The following is a 12,818-nucleotide window of genomic DNA, read 5'->3' as shown; positions in this document are numbered from 1 at the left end:
ATGATGACTGTCTTCAACGCAGTACCGAGAGTGGTACAAGGACCAGCTCGGGAAATGCCACGAAGACAAAAAGCAGAATGGTTTCTGCAACAAGGAAGGGGAAGATCCCCTTGATAACCTGCCCCATAGGCACCCGGGCAACGCCGGAAACCACATTGAGGACGATGCCGACCGGCGGCGTGATCATGCCGATGCATGCATTCATGATGAACATCACACCAAAATAGATAGGATCAATGCCGGCCTGTTTGATGATTGGCATGACAACCGGGGTCAGGATCAGTACGCTGGCAGACAGATCCAGAGCGGTTCCCATCAACAACACGAGCAGCATGAGCAGCAGCATCAGAAGCTTGGGTTTGTCGATGAGCGGTTGAATGACGGAATTGAGTTCTGCGGGGATATTGGCAAGTGTGATGAGATAGGCCGATACCATGGCCGACGCGATCAGAAACAGGACAACGGATGTTGTTTTTGCGGCCTGCAAGAAGACGCCGTAAAGTGCGCGTATCGGCAATTCCTTATAGATGACGGTGCCAACGAACAGGGCATAGACTGCGGCAGCAATCGCAGCTTCCGTCGGCGTAAAGACACCAAACCGAATGCCACCGATGACAATCACGGGCATGAACAGAGCCCATCCAGCCTCACGCGCGGCAACCAGTTTCTTTGACCATGGCTGACGTGGCAGCAACTCGACCTCTTCTTTGCGGGATACCAGCAACCAGGAGATCGTCAAAGCAACGGCCATGATGAGACCAGGCACGATCCCGGCCATGAACAGACCTGTGATCGACACGTTGGCGGCAACGCCGAAAATGATGAAGGCGATAGAGGGTGGAATGACCGGAGCAATGATGCCACCCGCAGCCATGAGACCTGCGGCTCTGGGAACATTGTATCCTGCATCTCTCATCATCGGGATGAGGATCGCGGCAAGGGCTGCGGTGTCTGCCGAGGGCGACCCGGACAGCGACGCCATGATGATTGCTGCAAATATGGTAACCACCCCGAGGCCGCCACGCACATGACCAACACCGGTCACGGCGAAATGAACGATGCGGCGCGACAGTCCCCCCGCGTTCATAACCTCTCCAGCCAAGAGGAAAAAGGGAACGGCGAGCAAGGTGAAGCTGTCGGCTCCGGCCACCATCTTGGCTGCCACGATTTGCGGATCCGTCATACCCATGAAGACCATGAGGGCCAGTCCGCAAAAGATGAGGGCAAAGGCAACGGGAACACCGATAGCCATCGTGCCCACCAGTACTGAAAGAAAAATGAAAATTGTCATGATCAGGCCTCCGGATGTCCCTGGCCAGCGAAGGCGCGTATCTCGTCTTCAGAAATTCTGCCCGTGAGAATGCCAAACAGTCTGGCAAGTGCGATGAAAGCAAAACAAATGCCGGTAACACCCAAGACATCAGAGACCCAATTCATCGGAATTCCACTGACAGTTGCCAGCATTGTCGAGTTCAAGGGATGCAGCTTCCAGGTCCCCCATGTCATCGCAATGGCGCAGACAAAAATGATGACCTGCGTCAGCGCCATGCAGACAAGGCGTCCTCGCCGCGAGAGCATTGCGACCACTGTTTCGATGTTGACGTGGGAGTTGTCACGCAATGTCAGGACAGAGCCCAGAAAGGTGAGCCAGACAAATGCGTAACGCGATAATTCATCGGACAGGTGAAGCCCTGAATTGAAGACATACCGCAAAACAACATTTGTAAAAACGACCACAACCATGAAACCCATCAAGGCCGTTATCGTCACTTCAATGGTTCGTATTGCCCAGGAAACAAGGTGTTTCATGATCGATCACCTCTTAGTAGATCAATGCGTTGCAAGGTATCGTCTCGCGCTTCGCCGACAAGAAGCAGCATTCGCTCTCTTGCAGCAGCGGGATCACCGGCGGCTATCGCCTCTGCGACGGCGCGGTGACGGGGCAAGGTTCTGCGCATGTTGTCCTCAACGAGCACGTCAGGCGAGAACAGCGCATCGAAGAGATTTTCCAGCATGGGTGTCAAATGAGCCAGGAAGCGATTGCCCGCCCCTGTCAGCAAGAGGCAGTGAAAGTTAAGATCGGCCGCGAACCAGTCTCCCTTGCCTTGCAAGGCCAAAGCCATGGCATCACAGCATTCCAATAACGGGGTTGCGTCATAACCGGGTGTGCTTGCACAAAATTCCGCAGCCATGGTTTCCACGCCGGCACGGAAACGAAAAAGCTCCTCAAGAAAATCCTCCGAGACACCATATCGAAAGCGCCAGGCCAGCAATTCCCGGTCAAACATGCTCCACTGATCTTCGCCCAGCACAACGGTACCGTTGCGCCGCCTGACCTGTAGCATGCCTTTTGCGACCATGGTTCGCACGGCCTCGCGCACGATGGTTCGACTGACCCCCAGTCGCTCGACAATTTCAACTTCGTTGGGCAGGAGATCCCCTGCCACAAGGTGACCTTCAATCAACCATCGGGCTATTTCCTCAACGACTTCGGAATGAAGTGAACGCGCGGGTCTGGGAAAGCTGGTTGTATCGGGAAGTTTGCCAGAACTCATAGGATATCTCCGTCTTTGAAACGGGGAGAGGCAAAACCGGGACGCTGCATTTCGATAGAAAGCAATCGCCCGGACAACGGGCTTTTGACAAGCTCGGCCTCAGACATGCTCCGTCTGTGAGAACTCAAATAGAGCGTTTTGAAATCTTCTCCGCCAAAGCAGGGCATGGTGGGATGAGGAACAGGCAGCTCAAGGCGCTGATTCAGACTGCCGTCGAGCTTGTAGCCATTCAAGACGCCCGCAGAAACACCGGCGCTCCAATATGTCCCGTCCATATCCATGCTTGCACCATCGGGACGCCCATCTGCCTCACCTGGCCTGCAAATGATACGCCCCTCATCAATCGTTCCGGTGCTGTCATCAAAGGCATGTTTTCTCACCCATAACCCGACAGAATCCGAGCGAAGCATCATTTTTCCATCTGCGCTGAAAGCAAGTCCATTGGAGCATTTGATACCGCCGACCACTTGTTCTGCGCGATCTGCGGTAAATCGCCAAAGCGCTGCGATCGGCTTCATATCTTCAAAGCCCACCTCATGCAGCGTACCGACCCAGAAAGCACCATCAGGCCCTACACGTCCATCATTGAGACGGCATGGAAAGTCGGGTTTTTCGAGCTTGTGAACGGGAGTAATGTCACCGCCATCAGGATCGACGATGAGCACGTCCATGCCGCACGCGACAATCAGGCGACCGCTCTCACACAGACCAAGGCAACCAATCGTGTCGTCGAATTGCATGCAAGATGTTTGGCCGGTTGACGGCGCATGGCGCCAGATTTTTCCCGCAGGGATGTCACACCAGAATAATTCTGCTCTGCGCTCATCCCAGACAGGCGACTCTCCCAACTCACAAACAACATCCGTAACCGGGCGTATAGGGCCGCACTCTGGACTGGCTATGGCCTTGTCCAAACCGTGATTCATTTATGATTTTCCTCCTGGCGAAAAGATATTACGTCATACATATTATGTAAAGTACACGTAAGTGGTCCTTTAGTATTAAGTACCCACCCCAGCACGGCCCGAACCGAATTGCTGTTGGCTCTTGTCTGAAATTTGTTGATGGAATTGGAAACACCAACCCACTGCCTGCTGGCCTTCGTGAACCATTAAGTGGGCGGAAAAGATGGGGCATCAAAGGTGAGGATTTTTCATTCAATCCATGGCGGCAGCTTGTGCGCGGTCTCAACAACAGATCCAACTCAACTCGCCATTCTTCAATAACGATCTTTTGCGATAAAATACGTATTTATCTTTTCTGTTCTTACCTGTTATATCACTCTTAGTGTGTAGAAATTTGGCATTTTCATTATCTTTTATATTCTAAATATGAATGTAATTCTTAAAAATTCGAACGTATGTCATTAGTATTAAAAATTCTATTATCCGTAATATTGGTTGTTTCTATTGATTTCGTTGGAAAAGGGAAGTTCGGATATCTTACTTCTATGCTGCCTTTATTTCCAACTTTTGGAATAATTGCCTTTATTTCCGTTGATCACTCCACAAATGGCTTAACTAATAGATTTGTACTGGCGGGGATACTTTCTCTTGCTGCCTACGCTACATTTCTGATCGTATCTTCAATTTGCGTTCAGTATTTCTCCGTTTACACAAGCGCAATGATTGGCATCATTGGCTGGATTTTAATCGCTTTTTGTATTGTGCAATGGGTTTGAAAATGAAAAAGCATCTGGTTTTCATTCGAGAGAATTTGGTTGATATAATAGTTTTGTCCGTTTCTATACCACTGGCAATCTTGGACCTAATCCCCTCGGATTTACTATTCTTTGAGCCAAGCACGGACCACATGATAGCATTCTTGCTTCTTGCCGTTTCAGGCCTGGTATTTTCCCAAATGCGCAACGACCCGAAGCGCATACATGAGAGATTTAGTGAAACCAACCAGATTCTATCGAATTTCACCTTTTTCCAATCCGCTCGAACCACGTCCGTTGCCCCAACCGAGCATCCAGAAATCTGGGAAGGCTTTATCGGAAATTACTTCGCTGTCAATGCTCCATGGCTCCTCGAAACTTCGGATGACCAGCAACTTGAGAGCATGGTAGAGGTGCACGCCGCCAGATACAGCGAACCTCAGTTTGGCAAGGCATTCTATGTGTTTTATTCCAAAGGAGCTCGCGGATGCTATTTCCCAAAGGCCGTTTCGAGATTTGTCATGTTCGGCAAGTGCTTGATGGAAAAGAACCCCGAAGTATCCTCAAAAATCAGAGTCCTCTTGCTGGATGAGGATGCTCCGGCATATACGCTGTTTTTGGGCGACAAAATGCTCAGTTTTGAAGGCTCCCTGCACAAAGAAAAAGTCAGTGTTTTTTATGTTAATCAAAAACCGCTTGTGAGAGAAACAGGATTTCCCAATATCGCCTTCGTATCAATTGACACCAAGCTGAATTCCATTTTTGAACAGGACGCAAACCGGATCATTCAGGAGAACCTGGAATCCTTCATCGATTTGCCGACATTTATATCTCAGAACGATAGGGAAGACATTGCTCCTCAGCCCTAGAAAGGAGCCCCCTTTGTGGCTTGGACAATGGCCTGTCCTTCAGAAAGATCGCTTCTGATGCCGACACTCTTTCTCCGATCTTCATGGATCGCGCCCTGCCCAATCGGCCTCTTGCCGAAAAGGACTTTCAATGCGGGCAGACCCTCACGCACCGGACGTTGACGCCCCGACCCGCATCGAAATCATTCAAGCACGGCGCCCTTTCCTGCGATTGCGAAATCTTGGCAAGGAACAGAAATGCCGCCATTCGAGATTCACATGAAATCTCTTTTCACGCGCTTTTTGAAGCATTTGCTGAAAATCTGCTCGCCCCCTTCGAATGCGGTGACCGAAGCGGACAGGAACCATTCGTCCCTGGAACAGGTTAGCTCTGTCTCAGTTCGGGTGCTGACGTTCCAGCCGTCTTCCCGCTCGTAATAGGTGGTCCCTTCGCAGCTTCCCTTCATGGACAGAGGATCATATGCATTGATGGACCAGCATTCCTTGCGTGTTTCCTGACTGCGCAATTTACTATCGGGATGCTCTTCCAGTCCGGTATCTTCAAAAATGTGATAGCAGGTCATGCCATCCATCAGATCCTTCTCCACCCAGCGCTTTGTAACCGCCGGTTTGAGAATGATATAATCAGGGAGAGGATCGGGATTGCCCGGTTCGGGAATGTCGACCCGCTCATGATCTCCGATGAGCGGCATGTCCAGACGGACAGAGCCGGTGTCGATGGTAACGCCGGGCGCATCGGGCGACGGCAGGATGAGTGGCCAGCTTGCGGTGGCCAGCGACAGCCGGATGCGATGACCCGGAGCAAAGCGATAACCACAGGCATCAAGGACCATTCTGATCGTCGTGACTTTTCCCCTCGGCATGGCCATGGGATGGGCATTTCCCTCTCTGTGCGCCAAGTTCAGTACGCCGTAGGCAACGCGGGTCGCCGTGCCATCCGGGTGAACATCGACGATACGAGCCACAAAATTTTCCCAATCTGCCTCACAAGACAGATCAAGGCTCAGCTCCGGACAGCCGAGATAGACTGCTTCTTCTTCCAACGGACTGGTTTGGTAGACCAGTGCTCCGGCGTCGTCTGCCCGCTGATCACCAGCCATTTCAGCATCCGGTTTCAGAGTGAACCACTCGCCTGAATGCACGCCGCTATCGAGCGGTGAGCGCAAATAGAGAGAGCCAACTCCTCCACCATCCGGGACAGAAACGAGTGCTCCGTTGGAGGCAATCGAATAGCGTCGCATTTCCGGTTTTTCCCAATTCTGCTTCGCCACCCAATAGCCGGGATCCCGCTCTCGTCTTGCCGCGGGTTTGGCTCCATCTAGAATGAAGGCACGGATTTGCGGGATCGATTCTGCACCATTGGCCTCATCACGAAGCCAACGATTCCACCATGCGATTGCTTCTGCGTGGAAATCGGCGCGAGGCTTCGGCCATGCGAAATGCGGATATTTATGGATCCAGGGGCCCATCAGTGCCTTGGCTCTGGGGCCAAGACCTTCCACTGCCTTGAGTGGCGTATTGCGATAGCCATCGGCCCAGCCGGCAATGACCAGCGCAGGCGTATCGAAATGGTCGAAATCCTCGCAGATCGAACCATGCTGCCAAAACGCATCGCGTGTCTGGTGCTCCATCCATTCCTCGAGGAAAAAGGGTTCACCCTCAAGGCGTTCCAGCCACATGTCTTTCCATCTGTCACCCACCAGAGCCTTATCAGGTGTCCGCGACTGATAAGTCAGCATCGTCGAGGCCCATGAAAGATTTGCATAAAGGTGACAGCCATTTTTGTAATGTATGTCATCATTGAAGCGGTCTACCGTGGAAGCGATGGAAATGACGGCCTTGAGTGCTGGCGGATGCAGTGCTGCTGTCTGGAGACAGTTGAAGCCGCCCCATGAAATCCCCATCATGCCGACATTGCCGTTCGACCAGGGCTGAGCCGCGATCCATTCGATAACCTCGCAGGCGTCTGACAATTCCCGTTCCGTATATTCGCCGTCGATAACACCATCAGATTCACCCGAGCCGCGTATATCCACGCGGATACCGGCGATGCCGGCTTCGGCAAATACAGGATAGGTGCTTTCATCGCGCGGAGATGTTCCATCGCGCTTACGGTAAGGCAAATATTCAAGAACGGCAGGCACCGGCTCGGCATCGGCCCCTTCTGGCATCCATATGCGGGTCGCCAGTTTGGTGCCATCCTTGAGCGGAATCCAGACTTCTTCGGAAACGCTGTAGCCTCGTTTCGACATTTTGTATTTCTTTCTCATTGTCAGTTGAATGGCGGCGGCTCATCGCTGCACTTGGTTAGTTGCCTGCTGATTCAAGCTTGCGCGTTAGCAGAACCTCTTCAAGCCAGCCCAAACGCATTTCGGGAACCGACTTGAGCAGAAGATCGGTATAGTCATCAAACGGCGGAGCAAGAACTTCCGATTTCGGCCCGAATCTCACCAGCTCGCCCTGATACATCACCGCAACACTATCGGCGATGGCGCGCACAATGGCGATGTCGTGGGTGATGAAGATGTAAGAGAGCTGACGTTTCTTCTGAAGATTCAGCAGGAGATGCAGAATGCCGTCCGCCACCAGAGGGTCCAGCGCCGAGGTCGGTTCATCGCAAATGATGATTTCCGGCTTGGCGGCCAGAGCACGGGCAATCGCGACGCGCTGTTTCTGACCTCCAGAGAGTTCTGCCGGATAGCGATCCATGTAGCCATCGCCCATTTCGATGCTTTCAAGCAGTTCCTCAACGCGCCTGTCGCGTTCCTTGCCTCTCAATCCTTCATAAAAGGCAACGGGGCGGCCGATGATCTGCCCGACGGTCTGACGCGGATTCATGGCTGTGTCGGCCATTTGATAGATCAGTTGCATTCGGCGCAATTGTTCTCTCGAACGCTGTTTGAGCTGTTTCGGCAAAGCTTCACCATCGATGCGAACTTCGCCTTCCAAAGGTGGCAACAATCCCGTTGCGACACGTGCCAGAGTCGACTTGCCCGAACCGGACTCACCGACAATGGCCAGAGTTTGCCCTTTGGGGACATGCAAGGACACGTCCTTGAGAACCTTCTGCCCGCCGATATAGGCGGCATGAATGCCTGTCATTTCGAAATATTTGCGGCTTTGTTCGGTGGCTTCGGCGTGCTTGATACTGCGCACATTGACCAGTTCACGGGTATAGACTTCACTGGGATTTTCAATGATTTTTGCCGCGGTGCCATATTCGACCATGCCACCATCCCTGAGCACCATGATGTCGTCAGATATCTGGGCAACAACAGCCAGATCGTGGGTGATGTAGAGGGCGGCCGTGTCGGTTTCCTCGATGGCATGCTTGATCGCAGCCAGAACGTCGATCTGAGTGGTCACATCGAGTGCCGTTGTCGGTTCGTCAAAGACGATGAGATCCGGATCAGAACAAAGAGCCATGGCCGTCATGGCGCGCTGCAATTGGCCACCGGAAACCTGATGGGGATAGCGTTTGCCAAAATTCTGCGGATCGGGAAGTCCCAGAATGTCGAACAGATGGGTTGCTCTTGCTTCGGCTTCGGCCTTGCTCATCAGTTTGTGCAGCAGGGTTGCTTCAATCACCTGAGCCCCGAGACGATGGGCGGGATTGAACGAAGCTGCGGCGGACTGGGAGACATAGCAAACGCGGTCTCCACGGACTGCCCTGATTTGTTTGCGATCCATGGCGAGCAAGTCTTTGCCATTGAGGCTGACTTCACCGCCAGTGATTTCGACGCCTCCCCTTCCATATGCGAGAGCGGCCAGACCGATTGTCGACTTGCCGGCGCCGGATTCACCAATCAGCCCGAGGACCCGGCCCTTTTGCAGCGTGAAGTCGATATTTTCCACGATGGTAATGCGCTGTGGCGCTTCACCCGGCGGATAGCTGGTCGCTTCAATCTTGAGATTCTTGACTTCCAGAAGATCAGGCATCGCCACGTCCCCCTTTCAAACTTGAGGTACGACGCAAAAGCCAGTCCACCACCATGTTGACACAAATCGTCAGAACGGCGATGGCCGCTCCGGGCACCAAGGCAGCAGAAATGCCAAATATGATGCCGTCCTTGTTGTCCTTGACCATGCCTCCCCAGTCCGCAGATGGCGGCTGAATGCCAAGCCCAAGGAATGACAGGGTTGAAAGGAACAGGATGGCAAAGGCGAAGCGCAATCCAAATTCGGCGAGCAAGGGGGACAGCGTATTGGGAAGGATTTCCTTGAAAATAATCCAGATCGTCCCCTCACCGCGCAACCGTGCCGCTTCAACGAAATCCATGACGGCGACATCCAGAGCAACAGCACGTCCCAGTCTGAATACGCGCGTGCTGTCGAGCACTGCCATAACGAGAATGAGCGTCGGCAGGTTCTGTGGCAATGTAGCCAGAACGACCAGAGCGAAAATCAGCGATGGAATAGACATCATCAAATCATTGATGCGGGACAATCCCAAATCAATCCAGCCTCGATTGGTTGCCGCAATGAAACTCATCACAATGCCGAGGGAAAAGGAAAGCAGCGTTGCACTCAAAGCGACAAATATCGTGGTTCGCGCTCCGAAAATCAGCCTTGAAAGAATGTCACGGCCCAAATTGTCCAACCCAAACAGAAACTCTGCCGACGCAGGTCCCCAGACGTCTCCGACGACTTCCGTCTCGCCATAAGGGGCGATCCATGGAGCAAAAAGCGCACAAATCACGACAATCGCTATGCCGGTGACACCAATCCATACTGAAACAGGTATTTCTTTTAGTCTCATCTTGGATGCCTCAAACGTGGATTGGCCAGAATAGCGAGAATGTCGGCGATCATGTTGAGCGAGATATAAATGGCGGCAAAGATCAACCCACATGCCTGCACGACCGGCAGGTCTCGGACCGTTACCGCATCGACCATATATTGCCCCATTCCCGGATAAACGAAGACCACCTCAACAACGACAACCCCGACAATCAGATATGCCAGGTTCAGCGCGACAACGTTGATGATGGGTGCAAGAGCATTGGGTGCAGCATGTTTTATGATCATGCGCAACCCATCCAGTCCCTTCAGCTCGGCGGTTTCCATATAAGCCGATGACATGACCTGAATGATGGCCGCCCGTGTCATACGCATCATGTGCGCCAACACGACCAGAACCAGGGTCGTGACAGGCAAAGCGATTGCCTCGAGCCGGGAAAGGAAATCCATGTCATCATAGACCGTGGACGGGAACATGGCCGTCGGAAACGTGACCACGAAAAGCATGATCAGAAGATAGCCGACAAAAAATTCGGGCAGGGATACCGCCGCCAGTGACAGAATATTGATGACCTTGTCAGGAACCCGGTTTCTGTAGCGGACGGCGATCACACCAAGGCTGACCGAAAGCGGAACCGCGATCAACGCGGCAAACAGGGCCAGAAAAAGCGAATTGCCCAATCGTTTTTCAATTTGGTCACTCACGGACTTTCCGCTGGCCCAGCTGTTGCCGAAATCACCCGTGACCGCATTTGCGAGCCAATCCCCGTAGCGCGTCAGAAGGGGCTGGTCCAACCCGAGATCCGAGCGAATGTTTGCGACAGCTTCCGGCGTGGCCGCCTGCCCCAGATAAGTGGTTGCGAAATCACCTGGAAGTGCTTCCACTCCAATGAAAATCATGACTGTTACTGCCCATAGCAAAACAACCGAAAGCAGTAATCTCCGTATAATATTCGTTGCCAGTGGAAAGCGTCGTGCAAACGCGATGAATGGCCCGAACATGTTGGAAAGATTCATCCAACAAACCTCTTGTTATTGGCAAGAAGGACCGTGGTGATCCACGGCCCCATTTTCAGTTGACACCTGAGGTCCATCAGGCATCCAGCCAGACTCTGCTGGCAATCTGTCCATTGGAGATATCGTTGCCGATATCGTGAACAAAGCCTTTGAGCGACTTGGACGATGCATTGAGGAAGTCGTTGAACACCGGAATGATGCTGCCACCTTCATCGCGCACCATGACTGCCATCTGACGATAAATCGCCTTGCGCTTGTCGCTATCAAGTTCGGTACGCGCTTCGAGCAACATCTTGTCGAAATCCGGGCGCTTGAAACGGGAGTCATTCCAGTCCGCAGTCGACAGGTACGAGGTTGCATAGCGCAGATCCTGTGTCGGGCGACCGCCCCAGTAGGTGGCACTGAATGGTGTTGCATTCCAGACATTTGACCAGTAGCCGTCTGCGGGTTCACGCTTCACTTCGATATCAATGCCTGCTTTCTTGGCATGCTGCTGATAGAGCACGGCGGCGTCAACGGCTCCCGGGAAGGCCGCATCAGAGGTGCGCAGCAAAATGGACCCCTCATGTCCAGACTTCTTGAAATGGAACGCCGCCTTGTCAGGATCATACATGCGCTGTTCGATATCGTCTGGTGCCAACTGGTAGGTGCTGTTGACCGGATAGTCATTGCCGAGCGAACCATATCCGCCAACAACACGATCAAGGATCTCTTGCCGGTCGATCGCATATTTCAGGGCCAGACGCAGATCGTTGTTATCAAATGGAGCGGTGTCACAGAACATCTGGAAGCTGTAGTAGCCTTTGGCATGTGTCTGCAAAATTTCCACATTCGGAGCACGCTTCAGCAGATTGACGGTTTTGGGCTCCACGAAGTTGATGAAGTGAACCTGGCCAGAGGAAAGAGCGGCGATACGCGCGGTATTGTCATTCATGACGATGATTTCAACGCTATCGACATGACCACGGCTGTCATCCCAGTCACTTTCGTTCTTGACGAAGGTGGCGCGGATACCGGCTTCATAGGATTCCAGTTTATATGGTCCCGTACCGATCCCTGCATTGGCATCATCATAACCGCCATTGGGCTGTACCATGAGATGATAGTCGGTCAGCAGAAGCGGCAAATCCGCGTTGCCTTCTGTCAATGTGATGACCATGTCGCCAGCTTTTTCCTCAACCGACTTGATGGAGCGAAGAAGGCCCAGAGCACCGGACTTGGCGTCTTTGTCGGTATGGCGTTTCAGGGTCTGAACCACATCATGAACCCCCATGGTGGAACCATCATGGAACGCGACACCTTTTCGGATCTTGAAAGTCCAGACGGTTGCGTCCGGTGTAGATTCCCAGGATTCGGCAAGAGATGGCAGTGGTGCACCGGTTTCAGGATCCGAGCCGACAATTTTGTCACCCCACAGATGGTTGCTGAGGAAGGCAACGGAGCCTGCCGCAAGAGCCGGATCGATGACATCGGTCGCCGCACCGCCTTTGATGCCCAATTTCAGGCGACCACCTTTTTTGGGCGTATCAGCTGCAAAAGCAGTGTTCGGCAAAAGCAAGCCTGAAGAGCCAAGAACGAAACCACTGGCAGCAGTGGCTCCAAGAAAATGTCGGCGAGACAAGCCTTTCCCCATGAGGGATGTGTCGGAAGGTTTTTTAGTCATATTACTCTCTCTTGGCTAATTGCTGAACATATCGAATAGACCGCTCGGCAAGCAAGCAGAGCGGAAAAGAAGAAGTCAAATAGCAGGCAGGTCGGACAAATCATTGATTTGCGGATCGCAATTCAAGCCTTGTTGTCCGCACAAAAGCAGCGTTGCAAGGAACGTAAAGTCGACAAAGGGAGGAAACAAGTTCGCGACTTTATGCATTTTTATGCTATTTTACGCTAATACTTCCAAAACCCCATGAAACGAGCCCTGAAGAAGCAATGGAACAAGACAATTTTTCTGAAAATCTTCGATTCGCCTGTAGTCAG

The 12,818-nt window shown here is 52.5% G+C and carries 11 protein-coding genes; 2 read left to right on the top strand and 9 right to left on the bottom strand.

Annotation, left to right across the window (positions count from 1 at the left end; all coding sequences use genetic code 11):
- Positions 1-13: 13 nt before the first annotated feature.
- Genes ACHZB8_RS03330 through ACHZB8_RS03315 form a run of 4 tightly spaced genes read right to left on the bottom strand, consistent with a single transcriptional unit; the run spans position 14 to position 3,481 of the window.
- Entirely contained in the window at positions 14-1,291 is a 1,278-nt protein-coding gene (locus ACHZB8_RS03330) for a TRAP transporter large permease subunit (RefSeq protein ID WP_316858691.1), read from the bottom strand.
- 2 nt (positions 1,292-1,293) lie between these two features.
- Entirely contained in the window at positions 1,294-1,809 is a 516-nt protein-coding gene (locus tag ACHZB8_RS03325; protein WP_316858689.1) for a TRAP transporter small permease, read from the bottom strand.
- The gene (locus ACHZB8_RS03320; protein ID WP_316858688.1) at positions 1,806-2,555 is read right to left on the bottom strand and encodes an FCD domain-containing protein; all 750 of its coding nucleotides are present in this window, start codon (positions 2,553-2,555) and stop codon (positions 1,806-1,808) included. The genes ACHZB8_RS03325 and ACHZB8_RS03320 overlap by 4 nt, the downstream gene beginning before the upstream one ends.
- Positions 2,552-3,481, bottom strand: a complete 930-nt coding sequence (locus tag ACHZB8_RS03315) for an SMP-30/gluconolactonase/LRE family protein (RefSeq protein ID WP_316858686.1) — start codon at positions 3,479-3,481, stop codon at positions 2,552-2,554. The genes ACHZB8_RS03320 and ACHZB8_RS03315 overlap by 4 nt, the downstream gene beginning before the upstream one ends.
- A gap of 434 nt (positions 3,482-3,915) precedes the next feature.
- Here ACHZB8_RS03315 and ACHZB8_RS03310 point away from each other — a divergent pair, with 434 nt between their 5' ends.
- A complete protein-coding gene (locus ACHZB8_RS03310; protein WP_394706078.1) occupies positions 3,916-4,236 on the top strand; it encodes a GlpM family protein in 321 nt (106 codons plus the stop codon).
- Between the two features lie 2 nt (positions 4,237-4,238).
- Positions 4,239-5,084: a hypothetical protein gene (locus tag ACHZB8_RS03305; protein ID WP_316858684.1), complete on the top strand. Its 846-nt coding sequence runs from the start codon at positions 4,239-4,241 to the stop codon at positions 5,082-5,084.
- 254 nt (positions 5,085-5,338) lie between these two features.
- Here the strand turns inward: ACHZB8_RS03305 and ACHZB8_RS03300 are convergent, their stop codons facing one another.
- From ACHZB8_RS03300 to ACHZB8_RS03280, 5 genes are all read right to left on the bottom strand, one after another.
- On the bottom strand, positions 5,339-7,336 hold the full coding sequence (locus tag ACHZB8_RS03300) for a CocE/NonD family hydrolase (RefSeq protein WP_316858683.1): 1,998 nt from the start codon (positions 7,334-7,336) through the stop codon (positions 5,339-5,341).
- Positions 7,337-7,391: 55 nt separating this feature from the next.
- The gene (locus ACHZB8_RS03295) at positions 7,392-9,023 is read right to left on the bottom strand and encodes an ABC transporter ATP-binding protein (RefSeq protein WP_316858681.1); all 1,632 of its coding nucleotides are present in this window, start codon (positions 9,021-9,023) and stop codon (positions 7,392-7,394) included.
- Positions 9,016-9,843: an ABC transporter permease gene (locus ACHZB8_RS03290; RefSeq protein ID WP_316858679.1), complete on the bottom strand. Its 828-nt coding sequence runs from the start codon at positions 9,841-9,843 to the stop codon at positions 9,016-9,018. The genes ACHZB8_RS03295 and ACHZB8_RS03290 overlap by 8 nt, the downstream gene beginning before the upstream one ends.
- On the bottom strand, positions 9,840-10,841 hold the full coding sequence (locus ACHZB8_RS03285) for an ABC transporter permease (RefSeq protein WP_316858678.1): 1,002 nt from the start codon (positions 10,839-10,841) through the stop codon (positions 9,840-9,842). Before ACHZB8_RS03285 ends, ACHZB8_RS03290 begins: the two co-directional genes overlap by 4 nt.
- A 76-nt stretch (positions 10,842-10,917) precedes the next feature.
- On the bottom strand, positions 10,918-12,504 hold the full coding sequence (locus tag ACHZB8_RS03280) for an ABC transporter substrate-binding protein (protein WP_316858676.1): 1,587 nt from the start codon (positions 12,502-12,504) through the stop codon (positions 10,918-10,920).
- Positions 12,505-12,818: the final 314 nt, after the last annotated feature.

Origin of the sequence: uncultured Cohaesibacter sp. (assembly GCF_963556055.3) — a bacterium.
Classification (GTDB): Bacteria; Pseudomonadota; Alphaproteobacteria; order Rhizobiales; family Cohaesibacteraceae; genus Cohaesibacter.
Note: the sequence above shows the minus strand (reverse complement) of the source record. Positions and strands in the feature narration are given on the sequence as shown.